This is a genomic window from Agreia sp. Leaf210 (assembly GCF_001421485.1).
Lineage (GTDB): Bacteria > Actinomycetota > Actinomycetes > Actinomycetales > Microbacteriaceae > Agreia.
This window is the reverse complement of sequence record NZ_LMKK01000001.1, coordinates 223,300-241,498: the sequence shown is the minus strand read 5'-3', so window position 1 is coordinate 241,498 and position 18,199 is coordinate 223,300. Positions and strand designations below refer to the sequence as shown.

The 18,199-nt window shown below is 66.2% G+C and carries 15 protein-coding genes; 12 read left to right on the top strand and 3 right to left on the bottom strand.

Translation table 11 applies throughout. The features are described 5' to 3' along the window. Positions 1-50 precede the first annotated feature (50 nt). From ASE64_RS17615 to ASE64_RS01100, 9 genes are all read left to right on the top strand, one after another. Positions 51-1,346, top strand: a complete 1,296-nt coding sequence (locus ASE64_RS17615) for an LCP family protein (RefSeq protein ID WP_156351586.1) — start codon at positions 51-53, stop codon at positions 1,344-1,346. A 51-nt stretch (positions 1,347-1,397) separates the two neighbouring features. Then, positions 1,398-2,123, top strand: coding sequence for a UMP kinase (pyrH, locus tag ASE64_RS01135; RefSeq protein WP_055774752.1), 726 nt, complete (start codon positions 1,398-1,400; stop codon positions 2,121-2,123). Between the two features lie 48 nt (positions 2,124-2,171). Further along, positions 2,172-2,726, top strand: coding sequence for a ribosome recycling factor (gene frr / locus ASE64_RS01130; protein WP_055774749.1), 555 nt, complete (start codon positions 2,172-2,174; stop codon positions 2,724-2,726). Positions 2,727-2,735: 9 nt separating this feature from the next. Then, positions 2,736-3,695 (top strand): phosphatidate cytidylyltransferase, encoded by a 960-nt coding sequence (locus ASE64_RS01125; protein ID WP_235480448.1) that lies wholly within the window; start codon positions 2,736-2,738, stop codon positions 3,693-3,695. Between the two features lie 25 nt (positions 3,696-3,720). Continuing rightward, positions 3,721-4,284 (top strand): DivIVA domain-containing protein, encoded by a 564-nt coding sequence (locus ASE64_RS01120; protein WP_055774746.1) that lies wholly within the window; start codon positions 3,721-3,723, stop codon positions 4,282-4,284. A gap of 137 nt (positions 4,285-4,421) precedes the next feature. Further along, positions 4,422-5,102 carry a lytic transglycosylase domain-containing protein gene (locus ASE64_RS01115; RefSeq protein WP_156351585.1) on the top strand — a complete coding sequence of 227 codons (681 nt, stop codon included), beginning with the start codon at positions 4,422-4,424 and terminating at the stop codon, positions 5,100-5,102. A 17-nt stretch (positions 5,103-5,119) separates the two neighbouring features. Beyond that, on the top strand, positions 5,120-6,721 hold the full coding sequence (locus ASE64_RS01110; protein ID WP_055774741.1) for a cation:proton antiporter: 1,602 nt from the start codon (positions 5,120-5,122) through the stop codon (positions 6,719-6,721). 14 nt (positions 6,722-6,735) lie between these two features. Next, entirely contained in the window at positions 6,736-7,038 is a 303-nt protein-coding gene (locus ASE64_RS01105) for a hypothetical protein (RefSeq protein ID WP_055774739.1), read from the top strand. Positions 7,039-7,049: 11 nt separating this feature from the next. After that, positions 7,050-7,760: an alpha/beta hydrolase gene (locus ASE64_RS01100; protein ID WP_055777232.1), complete on the top strand. Its 711-nt coding sequence runs from the start codon at positions 7,050-7,052 to the stop codon at positions 7,758-7,760. Between the two features lie 7 nt (positions 7,761-7,767). Here the strand turns inward: ASE64_RS01100 and ASE64_RS01095 are convergent, their stop codons facing one another. Next, a complete protein-coding gene (locus tag ASE64_RS01095) occupies positions 7,768-8,820 on the bottom strand; it encodes an AI-2E family transporter (RefSeq protein WP_055774736.1) in 1,053 nt (350 codons plus the stop codon). 148 nt (positions 8,821-8,968) lie between these two features. Between ASE64_RS01095 and ASE64_RS01090 the strand changes: the two genes are divergently transcribed. From ASE64_RS01090 to ASE64_RS01080, 3 genes are all read left to right on the top strand, one after another. After that, a complete protein-coding gene (locus ASE64_RS01090; RefSeq protein ID WP_055774734.1) occupies positions 8,969-10,933 on the top strand; it encodes a glycosyltransferase family 39 protein in 1,965 nt (654 codons plus the stop codon). Between the two features lie 88 nt (positions 10,934-11,021). Beyond that, positions 11,022-12,866 carry a hypothetical protein gene (locus ASE64_RS01085; protein WP_055774731.1) on the top strand — a complete coding sequence of 615 codons (1,845 nt, stop codon included), beginning with the start codon at positions 11,022-11,024 and terminating at the stop codon, positions 12,864-12,866. After that, positions 12,863-13,825: a tetratricopeptide repeat protein gene (locus ASE64_RS01080; RefSeq protein ID WP_055774728.1), complete on the top strand. Its 963-nt coding sequence runs from the start codon at positions 12,863-12,865 to the stop codon at positions 13,823-13,825. Before ASE64_RS01085 ends, ASE64_RS01080 begins: the two co-directional genes overlap by 4 nt. A 72-nt stretch (positions 13,826-13,897) precedes the next feature. On the opposite strand, the gene glgB is transcribed toward ASE64_RS01080, so the two are convergent. Continuing rightward, positions 13,898-16,111 carry a 1,4-alpha-glucan branching protein GlgB gene (gene glgB, locus ASE64_RS01075; protein WP_055774725.1) on the bottom strand — a complete coding sequence of 738 codons (2,214 nt, stop codon included), beginning with the start codon at positions 16,109-16,111 and terminating at the stop codon, positions 13,898-13,900. Beyond that, a complete protein-coding gene (locus ASE64_RS01070; protein WP_082465824.1) occupies positions 16,111-18,192 on the bottom strand; it encodes a maltotransferase domain-containing protein in 2,082 nt (693 codons plus the stop codon). The genes glgB and ASE64_RS01070 overlap by 1 nt, the downstream gene beginning before the upstream one ends. Positions 18,193-18,199 lie beyond the last annotated feature (7 nt).

Below are 18,199 nucleotides of genomic sequence, written 5' to 3'. Positions count from 1 at the left end.
GATCGTGGCCGCTCTATCGGGGTGAGCCCCAGCCTCAAGGAGACTCGCCTGTGAAGACGACGACTGCATCGCCTGTGCGCCACGCCCGAATGCCCCTGCGGGGAGCGTGGGTGCGCGTTCTCCGGCTCGTCGCCATCGTGGCGGCCGTCGCCCTGGTCAGCACGGGCGGTATCGCGGCTGTCAGCGCGTGGACCTTCACCTCGAAGCTCGAGGCGAACTCCGTCGAGATCCACCCGGAGCAGAACGAGCAACAGGCGCCGCCGGCCATCGGCGCGCTCGAGGGTGGCTTCAATGTACTGGTCGTGGCGGCCGACAACGATGCGAACCAGAGTCAGGATCTGTACGGAGAACGCGACGGAGCGACCCTGAACGACGTGAACATGCTGTTGCACGTCTCCAAAGACCATAAGACCGCCGTCGCCGTCAGCTTTCCGCGAGACCTCGTCATCGCGCATCCGGAGTGCGAGAAGGGCGACGCCATGCGCGCCGCGCCCATCAACGAGGCCTGGGGTCGAGGAGGGCTCGCCTGCGTCGTAGCGACGGTCGGCAATCTCACCGGTCTCGACATCCAATACGCCGTATCGATGACCTTCGACGCCGTCATCGCCCTGACCGACTCGATCGGCGGTGTGCCGATCTGCCTCACCGGACGCGTGACTGATGAGAACGTGGTCTATCCCGATGCGAACGGGGAGCTGCAGCATCTCGACCTGCCGGCCGGCATCACGGAGGTGCAGGGCGGCCTTGCCGCCGGATTCCTCCGCTCACGACACGGCGTCGGCGACGGCGGCGACCTCAGCCGCATCTCGTCGCAGCAGCAGTATCTCTCGTCGCTGGTGCGCAAGCTGAAGAGCAATGACACCCTGGGCGACTTCGGAAAGCTCTACTCGCTGGCGAACGTGGTCGCCGATCCGAAGTACTTCACTCTGTCGACATCGCTGACCAAGGTCGACACGATGATCTCGATGGCGCAGGCGCTGCGCACGATCGACCTGAACAACATCACCTTCGTCCAGTATCCGGGAACGACCAACGATCCCGACTTCCCGGGCAAGGTCGTGCCCACTCAAGGCGCGGCCGACACGCTGTTCGCACTGATCAAGGCCGACCAGCCCTTCACCCTCGGTGCCGACTCGCAGCCGATCGGTAGCACGATCGAGCCCACGGCGCCGGCGGACCCGGCCGCTCCCGTCGATCCGGCGGCCCCTGCCGACCCCGCTGCCCCGGTCGATCCGGCGGCTCCCGCAGACCCGGCGACACCGGATGCCGGCGCGCCCGCTGTACTCGACGGGGTCACCGGCTCGACCGCTCAACAGGAGACGTGCGCGGTCCCGGCGGAGGGCTAGCGCGGCCAGCCCCTAAAATTGGCAGGACGAGATCGAAAGGGATCCACACTCATGACTTCATCAGAACCCCGGCGCCGGGTACTCCTCAAACTCTCTGGTGAGGCCTTCGGTGCAGGCTCCCTCGGCGTCAACCCCGACGTGGTCAGCGAATTGGCGAGGGAGATCGCCGCAGCTGCCAAGCAGGTGGAGATCGCGATCGTCGTCGGTGGAGGCAACTTCTTCCGGGGTGCCGAGCTCTCGCAGCGCGGAATGGACCGCGGTCGCGCCGACTATATGGGCATGCTGGGCACGGTGATGAATGCACTGGCGCTCCAGGACTTCCTCGAGCAGGCGGGGGCTGCGACGCGTGTGCAGTCCGCCATCTCGATGACGCAGGTCGCTGAGCCGTACATTCCGCTCCGCGCCGAGCGTCACCTCGAGAAGGGTCGTGTGGTGATCTTCGGAGCGGGAGCCGGTCTGCCTTACTTCTCGACCGACACCGTCGCAGCGCAGCGCGCTCTCGAGATCGGCGCGAACGTCGTGCTCGTCGCCAAGAACGGTGTCGACGGCGTGTACGACTCCGACCCGCGCACCAACCCCGATGCGAAGAAGATCGACAGGCTCACCTACCTCGACGCCCTGCAGCGCGAACTCAAGGTCGTCGACTCGACCGCGTTCAGCCTGTGCATGGACAACAAGATGCCGATGATGGTCTTCGGCATGCAGCCCCAGGGCAATGTGACCCGGGCCATTCTGGGCGAGCGCATCGGCACCCTGGTCAGCACGTCGCACGACTGACCGAGCACGTCGCCCTAAACTACTGAAGAACCAAAAGAAGGAGTTGCCGTGATCGCGGATGTACTGGCCGGCGCAACAGAGCGCATGAAGAAAGCCGTCGACAACACGAAGGAAGACTTCTCGAGCATTCGCACCGGGCGCGCGAACCCGGGGCTCTTCCAGAAGATCCTGGTCGACTACTACGGCACCCCGACGCCGCTCAGCCAGCTGGCCGGCCTCCAGAACCCCGAGGCGCGCACCATGCTCATCACGCCCTACGACAAGGGCGCGCTGCGCGACATCGAGCAGGCCATCCGCGACACTCCCAATCTCGGTGCCAACCCGTCGAACGACGGCAACGTCATCCGGGTCACGTTGCCCGAGCTCACCGAGGAGCGTCGCAAGGAGTACGTGAAGATCGTGCGCACGAAGGCCGAAGACGGCAAGGTGTCGCTGCGCAACATCCGGCGTAAGGCGAAAGACGAACTCGACGCGCTGAAGAGCGAGGTCGGCGACGACGAGGTGGCGCGCGCCGAGAAAGAGCTGGAGCAGCTCACCAAGTCGCACGTCGACGGCATCGACGACGCGCTGAAGCGCAAGGAAGTCGAACTCCTCGAGATCTAGGCCACACCGATGACGAACGATCCCGACACTCCCGCGTCTGAGGCGGATCCGGCGCGCAAGCATCCGGGGATGAGCCGCGCCGAGTTCGAAGCGAAGGTGCGCGAGCGCCGGGATCAGTTCGATCGGGCGAATGACAAGATCACCGCCCGCTCGGGCCGCAATCTCGTGAGCGCGATCGGCATCGGCCTGGGGCTGGGGCTGGTCATGATCTTCAGCCTGCTCTTCATCAAAGACATCTTCGTCGTCTTCGCGACGGTGCTCGTGGCATTCACCGCATTCGAACTGGCGACGGCGCTTCGTCACGCCGGCCGCGATGTTCCCCGTATTCCGAGCGTGATCGCGCCCGTCGTCGTCGTGCCCGTGTCGTTCTACTTCGGCGAGGAGTGGCAGTGGATCGCGACCATCGGCGGTGTGCTGCTTGTGGTCCTCTGGCGGTTGGCCGAGCTGGCGATTCCGCGCCATCGCGCGTCGATGCGCAGCGTGGCGCTCGACATGTCCGGCGGGGTGTTCATTCAGGTCTACGTCACGTTCCTGGGCAGCATCGCGGCGCTGCTTCTGCGCAATGACGACGGCCAGTGGTGGGTCATGGCCTTCCTCATCGTCGTGGTGTCGGTCGACGTCGGTGCCTATGCGACGGGCTTGAATTTCGGCAAGCATCCGATGGCGCCGACCATCAGCCCGAAGAAGACCTGGGAGGGTTTCGCCGGATCGTTGATCTTCGGTATCGCGTCGAGCGTGCTGCTCTCGATCTTCTTGCTCGACATGCCGTGGTGGTTCGGTCTCATCCTCGGAACAGTGCTGGTGCTGACCGCGACGGCCGGCGACCTGTCAGAGTCGTTGCTGAAGCGCGATCTCGGCATCAAAGACATGAGCACGTGGTTGCCCGGACACGGCGGGTTCCTCGACCGCCTCGATTCGATCCTGCCGTCGGCCGCCGCAGCCTACGTGCTGTTCATCGTCTTCGCTTAGGCGTCGACCAAAAAGTGTTGACAGAATGGTGACCGTGAGTCAGACGTTTCCCCGAGCGCGGTCCTCCAGGCCCGGCTACAAGATCGACGAAGTCGAGAAGTTCTTGGCGGCGGCGCGCATCGCGTACAGCGCGGAACCCGGCGATACCGGAACGATCGTGACAGCCGAAGGCATCCGGCACATGGCTTTCGGCCTCGAGAAGGGGGGCTACTCGACGCTGGCCGTCGACGCCGCCCTCGAGCGGCTGGAAGAGGCGTTCGCCGCCCGCGAGAGAGAGAAGATCTCGTCGTCTGTCGGCGACGAGGCCTGGTTCGCCGAGGCGAGAGACAAAGCCAGGGAGATCCTCGCGAGACTGGAGAGGCCCGCGAAGCACCGATTCCGAGGCAGCGGCCTGTTCAAGCTGGGATACGACAAGCAGGATGTCGACGCCTTCGCCGAACGCCTCATTGCATATTTCAGAGAAGGCACAGAGATCTCCGTCGACGACGTGCGCCAGGTGTCGTTCCGCTCACGTACGCGCGGGTACTCGGAGGCGCAGGTCGACCTGGTTCTCGATGCCGTCATCGACGTCATGCTGTCGGTGCGCTGAGATCTTCGCCTCGGTCTGCAATTCGGCCAGAAGTTCGGTAAAGTCGAACAATCGTGGGTAAAAATCTGGAACGTGACGCATCCGCGGGGGTCTCTCTGAAACCCCGCGTGAGTTCGGTGCCCGTACAGGCGAACGGTGTGGCTCCCATTCGGGTCCTCAATCCCACGCCTCCTCGCCGGGCCAAGATCGTCTCTCGTCCTGGCCGGTTCGCGCTCCAGCTGCTGGGTGTCGTGGCCGTCGGGGCGTCGGTTCTCGTGAACATCGTCGACCCGTACTCGGGCGTCGCCGCGTCGCAGTACTTCACCGTGGCTCTCGAACCCGGCTCCAAGCTGCCATCGCAGACGGTGACCTCGTCGAGCCTGGCCGCATCGATCGTGCGCGACGGATTCACCGTGACCGAGGCGCCGAAGCCCACGCCCACCCCGACCCCCACGCCGACTCCCACAGAGCCGTCGAGCAAGTCCGACAGCGGTGGTACATCCGGTGGCTACGCCCCTCCCGCCGGCGCTCCCGACCCAGGCAGCGCGCAGGCGATCGCCGCGCAGATGGTGGCCGATCGCGGCTGGCCGAGCAGCGAGTACGACTGCCTCTACTCGCTCTGGGCGAAGGAGTCGGGCTGGCGGTACAACGCCTACAACGCCAGCAGTGGCGCCTACGGTATTCCCCAGTCGCTGCCGGGCAGCAAGATGGCCAGCGTCGCCGCCGACTGGGAGACCAATCCGGCCACTCAGATCACCTGGGGCCTCGGCTACATCACGGGCCGCTACCAGACGCCGTGTGGCGCTTGGGGCCACTCCGAGAGCGTGGGCTGGTACTGATTCAATAGGCTGACCCCATGGGGTTGGCTCTGATCGCGGTTCTCGGCGTCGTCGCCATCGTGGCGGTGTCTCTTCTCGCGCCGAAGGTCAAGGTCGCCGCACCGCTGATCCTCGCCGTCCTCGGCATCGGCATATCGGTTCTGCCCGGCATGCCACCCGTGCACATCGCGAGTGCGGTGATCCTCTCGGGAGTGCTGCCGCCCCTGCTCTACGCCTCGTCGATCAGCCTGCCCCTGGCCGATCTGCGCTCGAACATCGGCAGCATCTCCGCCCTGGCCGTCGTGCTGGTGGTCGTGAGCGCATTCGGCACGGGTTTTCTGCTGTTCACCCTGTTTCCCGACCTGAGTCTGGCGTCGGCCATCGCCTTGGGTGCGGTGATCAGCCCGACGGATGCCGTGGCCGCCACATCCATCGGCAAGCGGCTCGGCCTTCCCCCTCGGCTTCTGGCTGTTCTCGAGGGCGAGAGTCTCGTCAACGACGCTTCCGCCCTCGTTCTGCTGCGAACAGCCATCGCGGCCACGGCGGGCGCCGTCAGCGCATGGCAGATCGTGGGCACATTCGCATACTCCGTGGTGCTCGGAGTCGGACTGGGTGTCGCCATCGGCTATCTCACCGTGTTCGTGCGGGCGCGCGTGCCTGACCCTGTGCTGGCCACCGCGATCTCATTCGTGGTGCCGTTCGCGGCCTATCTTCCGGCGGAGACGATCGGCGCATCCGGCGTGCTCAGTGTGGTGGCGGCGGGACTCATCACGGGCCATCTCGGGGCCACGAGTTTCTCCGCCCCTGCGCGACTGAGCGAGCGCCTCAACTGGCGCACGTTCCAATTCCTGCTCGAGAACGGCGTGTTCCTGCTGATGGGCCTCGAACTGAAGACGATCGTCGAGGGAGTGCGGCACCATCGCCTCGATGTTCCCCAGGCGATCCTCTTCGGGCTGCTCGCCACGGTCGTGCTCATCGGCATCAGGTGTGCGGTGGTCGCGGCCATGACCGCCCTCGGTCGTCTCCCGAGAAAGCAGCCAGACCCGCAGAAGCTCGGCGCACGGGAGGGCATCGTGCTGTCGTGGAGCGGAATGCGGGGCGTCGTCACCGTCGCTGGGGCGCAGTCGTTGCCCGAGCAGATCCCCTACCGAGAGCAGCTCGTTCTCATCGCCTACACGGTGGCCATCGTGACGCTCGTCGTGCAGGGCGCGAGCCTGCCCGCGGTGATCCGGATCGCCGGGGTGAAGGGCACCCCCGTGCAGAGGCAGCTCGAGGAGTTCGCAGAGCTCGTCGATCACATCCGGCAGAAGGGGGCCGAGCGTCTGGACGATCCTGCGCTGGCCGTTCTGGGCGGGGGAGTGCTCGACCCCGCGGTGCTCGAACGCGTGCGGGTCGAGTCCTCGAGACGGAGCGACTACGCCTGGGAACGGTCATCTGCGGCGGACCACCAGGGCGTCGCAGCGAACGAACAGTATGCACTCGTGCGGAGAGACATCCTGCTGCACGAGCGCGCTGCTCTTGTCGCGGCTCGCAACCGAGGAGGCTACTCGTCGATTGCCTTGGCCCGTGCACAGGAGATGCTCGATCTCGAGGAAGCGGGCCTCGACCACCTGCGCGACGGAGACACGACGGGGCACTGACCTAGGATTGAGGCATGCCCCGCAGCAACCGACCTCGTCGACGCGGGGCCGGCGACGGTGACGACGCCGAGATAGATCTGAACCGGATCCTGACGGGCGGCCGACGTATCGAGCATCGCCGCAGCGGCTCGTGGAACGTGCAGTCCGTCTCGCCCGCGCAGGCCGTCAAAGACTATGTGTGCCCCGGATGCTCGTTGCCGGTCGTCGCAGGCACGGCGCATGTCGTCGCGTGGCGGGCCGACGGATTGATGGGCGAGGCGAATGACCTCGCCGGCCGCCGCCACTGGCACAGCCATTGCTGGAAGATCGGAAATTGAACGTGAGCACCATCGACATCCGCAGCACGACGGTGCTCCCGGCCATTCGCGAAGACATCGTGCTGCACACCGACGACGGCTTCGACCTCGTCGGAGAGCTGGCGCTCCCGGAGTCGGGCGACCCCGTCGCCACCCTCGTGACTCTCCATCCGCTTCCCACGGGCGGGGGGTTCATGGACTCGCACATTCTGAGAAAGGCGGCGAACCGGCTCCCGGCACTCGCTGACCTGGCGGTGCTGCGGTTCAACACCCGTGGAACCTCGTCGCCTCGAGGCACGAGCGAGGGCGCTTTCGATCACGGCGTGGCGGAGCGCTGGGATGTGAAGGCGGCGATGGCCTTCGTCGCCGAGCGTGGACTCCCTCACCCCTGGCTGGTCGGCTGGTCGTTCGGAACGGAGCTGGCGCTGAAGTACGGCATCGAGCATACGGTCGACGGGGTCATCCTGCTGTCACCGCCCCTGCATCGAACCTCTGAAGACGAGTTGGCGGCGTGGAACGCCGTCGACGTGCCCGTCGTGGCACTCATCCCCGAGCTCGACGACTACCTGCGCCCGCCAGAAGCGACGACCCGATTCGCGGCGATGCCGCACATCGAGTTGGTCGCGGTGGAGGGCGGCAAACACCTCTGGGTCGGCGAGTCGCAGACGCGGAGGGTTCTGAGCGAGATCGTGGGCAGGGTCAACCCGGCCGTGCTTCCGCTGCCGGACAGCTACGAGGGCTGAGCCCGGGTCACCGTTCGTTCTGAATAGGGATGACCACCTGTTTGATGATCAGCAGCAGAGACGCTGCGACAGGGATCGCGATGAGGGCTCCCAGGATACCGAGCAGAGTTCCCCCGGCCAGAGCGGCGATCACCACGACAGCGCCCGGAACCGAGACGGCGCGGTTCATGATGTTCGGGCTGAGCAGGTAGGCCTCCACCTGCATGTAGATCAGGTAGTAGATGGCCGCGGCGATGAAGGTCGGCAACGACCCGAGCCCGGGTATGAGGCAGACCAGCGCGATGATGATCGAGCCCGAGAGGGTTCCGACGAGCGGGATCAGTGACAGCATGCCGGCGAGGAACGCGAGCACCGCAGGAAACGGTGCCTGGATGATCGACAGGAAGACGTAGCTGAGCACGAAGTTGATGGCGCCGAGCGAGAGCTGGCCCACGACGTAGCGACCGACAGCGTCGGTGATCTGCTCGCTCAGATCTGCGAAGCGTTCGCGGCGAGATGCCGGCACGAGACGGTACAGCGCACGCTTGATCGAGTTGAGCGACGCCGTGAAATACAGGGTGAGGATCAGCACGATCACGGTGCCGAACACGCCGTTCGCGATGCTGGCTCCCACGGCGAGGGCACCGCTCGCGATGATGGAGTAGTTGCCGACGTCGGTGAGGTACTTGGTGGCCTGGTCGATCACGGCCTGCACATCGAACCCGCCGAGTTGGTTAGACAGATCCGATACCCAGGTTCCCTGTTGCGCCCTGTCGATCAGCACGGGAACGATATCGAACAGCTGACCGAGTTGATCGACGATGATTGGCACGACGGCGAAGACGAGCCCCGCGATGATGCCTGCGACGGCCACGAAGACCACGATGATGGCCAGCCACCTGGGCAGCTTCTTCTTCTCGAGCCAGGAGATCACCGGATCGAGGCCGAGGGCGATGAAGATCGCTGCACCGATGTAGGTGAGGATCGTGGCGAGCGACGCAATCGAGGTGAGAATCAGGATGCCGACGCCGACGCCCAGCGTGCCGACAACTCCCAGGGTGAATGCGTTGTGGATCTTCACGAAACCTGCCTGCCCAGAGCTATCGGATGTCGCTGATGGAGTGCCCGAATTCTACCGAGTGGGAAGTGCTCGAGGCTGGCATGTCGTCTCAGCCACGCCACAGCGAGTCTCGAGCTTGCGCTCATCGACCGGCCCCACCCTATAGCTCGTGCACCCCACCGATACTGACAGCCTTCCACGATGGTGGGGCCAGCCCTGGCGATTCCGATCCGGACTCCTCGTCATCCTGCTCGTCTCCGCGGCTCTCATGGTCTGGAACCTCGCCAAGGGCGGTGACGCGTCGTTCTATGAAGCGTCGGCTCGCTCGATGTCCGAGTCGTGGCACGCGATGCTCTTCGGCGCCTTCGACCCCGCGGGTACCGTCACTCTCGACAAGCTCAGCGGGTTCGCAGTGCCGCAGGCGCTGAGCATCCGGCTGTTCGGGATGTCGACCTCAGCGCTCGCCCTGCCGCAGGTCGTCGAGGGGCTGATCACCGTCTGGTGCTGCTCGGTGATCGGCCTGAGGTGGGCCGGTCCGGGGGCGGGGCTGGTGGCCGCCGCTGCCGCAGCCACCACCCCGATCTTCGTCTCGATGTTCGCTCATCCGATGGAGGACGGCCTCGTCACCATGGCTCTCACGGTGGCCCTGTTCTTCTTCCAGCGTGCTCTGCTGACCGAGCGGTTGTGGCCCCTGCTCGTCGCAGCCCTCTTCGTCGGCGTGGGGTTCCAGGCCAAGATGATGCAGGCATGGTTCATCCTCCCCGCCTTCGTCGTGGGCAGCTTCCTCTGGACGCGGGGTGCCTGGCCGCGCCGTCTGTGGAGATCCACGGTCGTGTTGGCGACCGCTGTGGCGGCGTCTCTGGTCTGGGTGCTCGTGCTCCAACTCACGCCGGCCGCCGACCGCCCCTACATCGACGGCTCCACGAGCAATAACGCGTTCGCCATGGTCTTCGGCTACAACGGTCTCGACCGGCTGTTGCCCCACGCGGTTCCGGGAGCGGTAGGCGGTTCCGGCGGTCACACGCACGCGGCCCCCGTCTTCTTCGCGGCACCCTCCGATCTGTCGTCGGCCGGCGCCTCCCTGACCAAGCTGGTCGACCCGCTGTACGTCACACAGGTGGGCTGGCTGTACCCGATCGCGATCGCCGGGATCGTGTTCGGGCTTATTCGCTGGTGGCCGCGTCGTGGCGGCGCGCCATCGGCTTCGTTCGCCATGCTCGGCGTCGTCTCCGCCTGGCTGGTCACCGCCGCGCTCGTTCTCTCGGTGGCCCACACCCCGCACACCGCCTACGTGGCGGCCATCGGCACGCAGATCGCAGTGCTGGCCGCCGTCGGATGGAAGCAGGCCGTCCGGATGCTGCGCGCTCCTCGGCGGCGAACGCGCCTCGCGGTCTGCGGCGTCTTGGTCGTTCAGGCTGGCTGGTCGGTCTTCCTGGCGATAGAGGGCGCTCTACCCGCGATCCTCCTCGTGCCTGCGGTGGCCGTCTGCGGCGCGTGTTGTGTCGCGCTCGCGGCACACGCATGGCGCACCCGGCCGCGCGCATCCATTGCATCGACGCGTCGCAATCGACTCAGGCTGGCGGCGGTTCCCCTTCTCGCTGCTGCGCTGATCCTGGGAGGTCAGGCGGCCTTCTCTCTGCAGGTCGTCGACCCGGCCAGGAACGGCACAGGGGGAGACGCCTACGTGGGGATCAAGCCCGTGAGATCCGATCCGACTCCGCTGTCCTTCCGCCCCGCCCCGCCCCAGCTGTGGGGAGGATCCGTGACACTCTCGCCGAAGGTGAGCGATCTCGTGAACGCGGCACGGACCGCGGGCGGCGGGGCTGACGGCAGACCCGACTTCATCACCGATTCGTGGGCGATCTCCGCTCAGGTGATCGACGCGACCGGCGACAGCGTGCTGACCGACGGGGGCTATTCGGGAACCGTCCCGGTGTTCACCGAGTCGCAGCTCGAGCGGATGATCGCCACGGGCGCCGACCACCTCTTCGTCGTGAAGCAGAATGCGCCGGCTGCCGATCCGGTCGAACAGGTCGTGGAGCATTCGTCATGCACCCGACTCGGATCGTTCAGCACCGGCGTCATCGCGGTGAGTCCGCAATCCGGTGCCGTCGAGCTCTGGGACTGCAGCTGAAGCCGACGTCGAGCGCGCGCTGGGCGTAGTCTGAGTGCGGCGTCAGGCTTCATCGGCTATCTTTTAATGTCTTTGTCTGGAGTAATCTGTGCGCTTTGTATTCGCGATCATCGCCTTCGTCGTTGCGACGGCCCTCATCGGTGTCGGTGTTGCCCAACGCACCTTCCTCCTGCCTCCGGGAAGTGTGAGCGTGGCGACCGCGGGTGCGACCGATGAGCCGTACGTTCTGCTCGACTCGGACACACTCCGGGCGAACCCGGGTTCGCAGACCGTCTCGATCAGCGGCGACTCGACCATCTTCGTCGCGTATGGCCGCGATGCCGACGTCAAGGCGTGGTTGAGCGGCTCGAGCTATTCGCAGCTCGCCGTCGACTCCGAGTCCAAGAAGCTCACCGAGGCCGTCGTCCCCGCCGATCCGGCGGGTGCCAAGAACGTCGCCAGCGGTTCCGCCGATCCGGCGGGCAGCGACCTCTGGCTCGAGCAGTACACCGGCAATCAGTCGCTTACGCGCACCATCAACGTGCCCTCCGGCTACTCGGCGATCATCGCGTCGAACGGAACGGATCCGGCGCCCGCCGACGTCTCCGTCGCGTGGCCGATCGACAACTCCACCCCGTGGGCCGTGCCGCTCCTGCTCGCGGGCGCCTCCGTGCTCCTCGTCGGTCTGGCGCTTCTGCTCTGGGGTCTATGGCACATGAGGCGCCAGCAGGGCCCGCGCAGAAAGCCGCCCACAGGAACGCCCCGACGCCGATTCTCTCCGGCCCGAACGAACGCGATCGAGTCTGGAATGTCGAAACGACGCAAGGCCATCACCCGGTCGATGACCGCTGTACTGCCGGTGCTGCTCGTCGCGGCCCTCGGTGCGGGTGCGCCTCTCGCCGCATCGGCCAGCACGGTCACGCCCACACCTCGGCCGACTCCGACGGTCGGAACCGATACGGATTCGACGAGCGAGCCGTCGAACATGCAGACAGGCACGCCGTCTCCCACACCGACTCCGACGAGTACGGCTCCAGCGGCGGAGACTGTGCTGCCGGCCGTGACAGAGAAGCAGGCGCAGACCATCATCGAGCGCGTCATCGCGGTCGAGAGCGCGGCGAACGCGGCCTCAGACAGCAACGCCCTCGACGCGCGATTCACCGGTCCGGCGCTCGAGCTCCGCAAGGCTGCCTACGCCACCCGCGCGGCGCTGCCGGACTACGCGCTGCCCGCCGCCATTCCCTCCGGAGCCGCCGAGGTCGTCCTTCCCCAGGCGACGACGGTGTGGCCCAAGACGGTGTTCACGATCATCGAGAACGAAGACAAGACGGTCGCTCCTCTTGCCGTCACGCTCGTTCAGGAGTCGGCACGAGCCAACTACAAGGTCGAATACGCGATCTCTCTCGAGCCCGACACCACGCTTCCTCCGGTGTCGGCGGCAAGCGTCGGTGCCTCGCGCCTCGCGCCGGACTCGAAGCTGCTGTCGATGACCCCTGACGCCGTCGAGGCCGCTTACGCGGACATCCTCGCCCAGGGCTCCGCGAGCCCCTCGTTCGGGCAGATCGACACGGAAGGCGACACTCTTCTCACGAGTGTCGGCTCCGACTACAAGGCGGCCAAGAAAGCGAAGATCGAAGAGACGGGCACCGCCACGATCGAGTTCGCCAAGGTCCCCTCGATCTCCGACGGAATAGCTCTCGCCACGAACGACTCGGGTGCGATCCTGTCGTTCAACCTCCGCGAGTCCGAGGTCGTGAAGCCCACCCAGACGGGTGCGACCATCACGCCGGAGGGTGCCGTCAAGGCGCTCTCGGGCCTCTCCGCGACAGGCAAGGGTGTCGAGTCGACCTACGACTACCAGCTTCTGTTCTACATCCCGTCCGCGGGTGAAACGGGCAAACCGACGCTGCTCGGATTCACCCAGGGCCTCGTCCAAGCCAAGGAGCTTCCATGAGTTCTGTTCCCCCGTCCGCAGCCAGCCTTCGTGGCGCCGTCGATCTCTCGTCGCTCGTCAATAGGCCCGCGCCCGGAGCCGCCGCAGCTCAGCCCGGCGCAGTTCCTGCAACGCCCGGTGCTCCTTTGCCTTTGCCCAGCCTCGTGATCGAAGGCACCGACGCGGCCTTCAGCGCCTTCATCGAGCTGTCCAACACGGTTCCCGTCGTGGTCGTCGTCGGCGCCTCCTACAACGAGCCGAGCACTCAGCTCGACACGATCCTGCGCGCGCTCACGACCGAGTACGCGGGTCGATTCGTTCTCGTCACGGTCGAGGCGGATGCCAACCCTCAGCTGTCACAGGCATTCCAGGCCCAGACGCTCCCCACGGTCGCCGCGGTCGTCGGCGGCCGGCCCATCGGTCTCTTCGCCGGTGTCCACCCGGTCGAGCAGGTGCGCGACGTGATCGAGCAGGTGCTCGAGCTCGCCGCACAGCAGGGTGTCACCGGAACCGCGGTCGTCGACGGCGCTCCAGAGGGCGAGCCGACAGAACCTGTCGAGGCCCCGCTGCCCCCGCATCATGCCGAGGCCTACGACGCCATCGCGCGCGGAGACTTCGACGAAGCGATCCGCGAATACGAGACGGCCATCAAGCAAGACCCGCGTGACAGCCTCGCGGTGGCCGGTCTCGCCCAGGTGAGTCTGCTCGCCCGCCTGAAAGACAAGACCCAGGCTGAGATCCGCAACGACGCCGCGGCGCGCCCGACCGAGCTCGAGCCCCAGTTGTTGGTGGCGGATCTCGACCTCTCAGGCGGTCATGTCGAGGACGCGTTCGATCGGCTGCTGACGCTCTTCGTGACCCTCGACCAAGAGGGCAAGAACACCGTGCGTGCGCGACTGATCGATCTGTTCGAGGTCGTCGGTATCGACGACCCTCGCGTCGTGAAGGCCCGAGCACGCCTCACGGGCCTGCTCTACTAGCGGCCGTTCCCTCGCAATCATGCTCTGAGCCCGTCGAAGGTGATCTTCGACGGGCTCAGAGCATGCTGACGGCTATCTGCGCGGCTTGAGGTACAGGGCCGCGAGCGGCGGCAGGGTCAGCTCGACCGAGGCCTGGCGTCCCGACCAGGGCACGTCTTGCGCTTCGACAGAACCGAAGTTGCCCACGCCCGATCCTCCGAACTCCACGGCGTCGGTATTGATCAGCTCATCCCAGGTGCCGCCGAAGGGCAGACCGACCCTGTAGGGCCCGACCGGAGCGCCCGAGAAGTTCATCAGGACGGCGATGGGGTTGCCCTCGTCGTCCCAGCGGAGGAACGACACGAGGTTCTGGTTCGACGATCCGCCGTCGATGAACTCGAAGCCCGATGCATCGTGATCGCGCTGCCAGAGCGCGGGGTTGTCGGCATAGACCCGGTTGAGCTGGGAGACGAGTCCGAGAAGCGCGCGGTGCACGGGCTGATCGAGAATCCACCAGTCGAGTCCGCGTTCCTCCGACCACTCCGACGGCTGCCCGAACTCCTGGCCCATGAACAGCAACTGCTTGCCGGGGTGCGCCCACATGAACGCGAGATACGCCCGGAGGTTCGCGAGCTTCTGCCAGTGGTCGCCGGGCATTTTGTTCAGCAGCGATCCCTTGCCGTGCACGACCTCGTCGTGGCTGATCGGCAGGATGAAGTTCTCGCTGAACGCGTAGACGAACGAGAACGTGATCTCGCCATGGTGGTAGCTGCGATAGAGCGGATCGGTCTCCATGTACTGCAAGGAGTCGTGCATCCAGCCCATGTTCCATTTGAGCCCGAAGCCGAGCCCTCCCTGGTTCGTGGGGTGGGTGACCCCGGGCCAGCTCGTCGACTCCTCGGCGATCATGATGATGCCCGGGTACAGCTTGTACGCGGTCGCCGTGGCCTCCTGCAAGAAGCTGATGGCTTCGAGGTTCTCGCGCCCTCCGTACTGGTTCGGCAGCCACTCGCCCTCTTTGCGGGAGTAATCGAGATAGAGCATGCTCGCCACGGCATCGACCCGCAGGCCGTCGACGTGGAACTGCTCGAGCCAGTAGAGAGCGTTCGCGACCAGGAAGTTGCGCACCTGCGAGTCGCCGAAGTTGAATACGAGCGTGCCCCAGTCGGGCTGCTCGCCTCGACGAGGGTCAGGATGCTCGTACAGCGGCTGGCCGTCGAAATTGGCGAGGGCGAACTCGTCTTTGGGGAAGTGCCCGGGAACCCAGTCGACCAGCACGCCGATGCCGGCCTGGTGCAGGCGGTCGATCAGGTAGCGCAGGTCGTCGGGGTGGCCGAAGCGCGAGGTGGGAGCGTAGTACGAAGTGACCTGGTAGCCCCACGAGCCGCCGAACGGGTGCTCGGCCAAGGGCATGAACTCGACGTGGGTGAAGCCGAGCTCCTGCACGTAGTCGATGAGCTGGTCGGCGAGCTCCCGGTAGGAGAGTCCGGGGCGCCAGGATCCGACATGCATCTCATAGACGCTCATGGGACCGGAATGCGGGTCGCTCGACGCACGCCGCGACATCCACTCGTCGTCGCCCCACGTGTGGGCCGACTGACCGATGACCGATGCGGTCAGCGGCGGGATCTCGGTGTAGCGGGCCATCGGGTCGGCGCGCCGCACCCACTGGCCGGACTGCGCCAGGATCTCGAACTTGTAGTTGCTGCCGGGCTCGAGGCCGGGCACGAACAGCTCCCAGACGCCCGAGCTGCCGAGGCTGCGCAGAGAGTGCTTCAAGCCGTCCCAGGAGTTGAAATCACCGATGACGCGCACGGCCTGAGCGTGCGGCGCCCAGACGGCGAACGACGTGCCCGCGACCTGCTCGTCGACGCCGTGCCAGGAGCGATAGTGCGAGCCCAGAACATCCCAGAGACGCTCGTGCCGGCCCTCGCCGAGGAGATGGATGTCGACGTCGCCGAGGGTGGGGGAGAAGCGGTAGGGGTCGTCGCTGGTCCAGACGGTGTCGTCGTCGTAGCGGGCCTCGATCGTGTAGTCGCTGAGGCCGGTCAGCGTGTAGCCCTGCCAGATACCGCCGTGCAGGTGGGTGAGCTCGGTGCGTGCGCCGGATGCCAGCACCGCGACCACCGATTTCGCGAGGGGCCGCAGGGTGCGGATGACGGTGACGCCGTCGGCCCCCGCGCCCTCGATGGGATGCTGGCCGAGAACGCCGTGCGGGTTGTAGTAGGAACCCGCCGCGACCTTGTCGAGCACGTCGGTGGGGACGTCGGGGATGGAGAGCACGGATGCTCCGTCGAGGGTGGACATCAGTGAGCCGCCTTGTCTGCACCGGTCGGGTGCGTTTCGGGCCAGGTCCCATCGACCGGCTCCACGTGCAGAATGTGTACGGGTTCGGTGAACGCGTCGAGGCGCACGAAGTTGTGGCTGACGCCCCAGATCCACGATGCCCCTGTGATGAGGTCGGTGACCCTGAACTGCTCGACGCCAGCGAGGCCGAACTTCGAGACGTCGAAGTGCACGCTCGTCTCGCGCGCCGAATGCGGATCGACGTTGGCCACGACGATGATGGCATCCGGCGTTCCCGTGCCGCTGAACTCCGCAGCGATGTACTTGGAGTAGACCAGGATCGCGTCGTCGTCGCTCCAGTGCAGCTCGAGGTTGCGCAGCTGGCGCAGGGCCGGGTGATCGCGGCGCATCTCGTTCAGCTTGGTGATGTACGGGGCGATCGATTGCCCGGTCTTCTCCGCCAGCGCGAAGTCACGCGGCCGGTACTCGTATTTCTCGTTGTCGATGTTCTCTTCGGCGCCGGGACGCGCGACGTTCTCGATGAGCTCGTAGCCGGAGTACACGGCCCAGGTGGGCGCGGCGGTGGCGGCGATGGCGGCTCTGATCTTGTACGCCGCGCGCCCGCCGAACTGCAGGTACTGCGTGAGGATGTCCGGGGTGTTGACCCAGAGATTCGGCCGGAAGAAGGCGTCGGTCTCGTGCGACAGGCCGTTGAGGAACTCCTCGAGCTCTTCCTTCGTGTTGCGCCACGTGAAGTAGGTGTACGACTGCTGGTAGCCGACCTTCGCCAGCCCCTGCATAATCGCGGGGCGCGTGAACGCCTCGGCGAGGAAGACGACCTCGGGGAACTCCGCGTTGATCGTGTGGATCACGTACTCCCAGAAGTCGAGCGGCTTCGTGTGCGGGTTGTCGACACGGAAGATGCGCACGCCGAGTTTGATCCAGTAGCGCAGCAGGCGCAGAGTCTCGCGCCGGATGCCCTTCGGGTCGTTGTCGAAGTTGATCGGGTAGATGTCCTGATACTTCTTCGGAGGGTTCTCCGCGTAGGCGATGGAGCCGTCGGGCAGCGTGGTGAACCACTCGGGATGCTCGGTGACCCAGGGGTGGTCGGGTGATGCCTGGAGCGCGAAGTCGAGAGCGACTTCGAGTCCGGCCTTGGCCGCCTGCTTCAAGAAGTAGCTGAAGTCGGCGACCGTTCCGAGGTCGGGGTGGATCGCGTCGTGTCCGCCCGCGGCACCGCCGATGGCCCAGGGCGATCCGGGGTCGTACGGTCCGGCATCCAAAGAGTTGTTGGGGCCCTTGCGGAACGACCGGCCGATCGGGTGGATCGGTGGCATGTAGAGAACGTCGAACCCCATGGCCGCCACCTCGGGGAGGCGTTTAGCCGCGGTGCGGAACGTACCGCTCGTCCAGCTGCCGTCGTCGTTCTTCTTCGCTCCGATCGAGCGCGGGAAGAACTCGTACCAGGAGCCCGACCCGGCGCGCTCGCGCTCGACCGTGATCTCTCGCCACTCCGAGAACGTGGTGAGGCTCTCGAACGGGCGGTCGGCGATGGCCTCGAGAACGGCGGCGCTCGTGGCCACGTCGAGGCGCTCGACCGGGTCGATGGTCGCGTCGCCCAGGGTGTTGGCGACCTTGCCGAACAGCACGCGCTGAGCGTCGGAGCGCGTCGCGTCGATTCTGCCCGCTTCGAACAGCTCCCGCCCGATGGCGAGGGTCACGTCGACGTCGATGCCTGCGGGGAGCTTGATCGACGCGGTGTGCTGCCAGGTTGCGAAGTCGTCGGAGTACGCGCGGATGCGGAATCGCCAGAGGCCCTCCTCGCCCAACTGCTCGAGTGCTCCGTAGCGGTCGGTGCCGGGCTCGAGGGGCGTCAGGAGCCGTTCGCTGCGCTGCCCGGAGGGGCCGGCCACCTCGACGCGGGCGCCGACAGCGTCGTGGCCCTCGCGGAACACCACGGCCCCGAAGGGCACGACCTCGCCGGCGAATGCCTTGGGTAGCCATCGTTGGCCGGGAACACTGGGGAAGATGTCGAGGATCGGGATGCGCCCGAGTCCGGAATCGGAGAGGGTCGGTTGCTTGTGTGCTTGCGTCTTTGCCACGGTTCGA

Bases quoted from the DNA above. Each gene is read 5' to 3' on its own strand.
- pyrH (WP_055774752.1), top strand. From the start codon at position 1,398: ATGACTTCATCAGAACCCCGGCGCCGGGTACTCCTCAAACTCTCTGGT.
- ASE64_RS01125 (WP_235480448.1), top strand. From the start codon at position 2,736: ATGACGAACGATCCCGACACTCCCGCGTCTGAGGCGGATCCGGCGCGC.
- ASE64_RS01120 (WP_055774746.1), top strand. From the start codon at position 3,721: ATGGTGACCGTGAGTCAGACGTTTCCCCGAGCGCGGTCCTCCAGGCCC.
- ASE64_RS01110 (WP_055774741.1), top strand. From the start codon at position 5,120: ATGGGGTTGGCTCTGATCGCGGTTCTCGGCGTCGTCGCCATCGTGGCG.
- ASE64_RS01105 (WP_055774739.1), top strand. From the start codon at position 6,736: ATGCCCCGCAGCAACCGACCTCGTCGACGCGGGGCCGGCGACGGTGAC.
- ASE64_RS01080 (WP_055774728.1), top strand. From the start codon at position 12,863: ATGAGTTCTGTTCCCCCGTCCGCAGCCAGCCTTCGTGGCGCCGTCGAT.
- glgB (WP_055774725.1), bottom strand. From the start codon at position 16,111: ATGTCCACCCTCGACGGAGCATCCGTGCTCTCCATCCCCGACGTCCCC.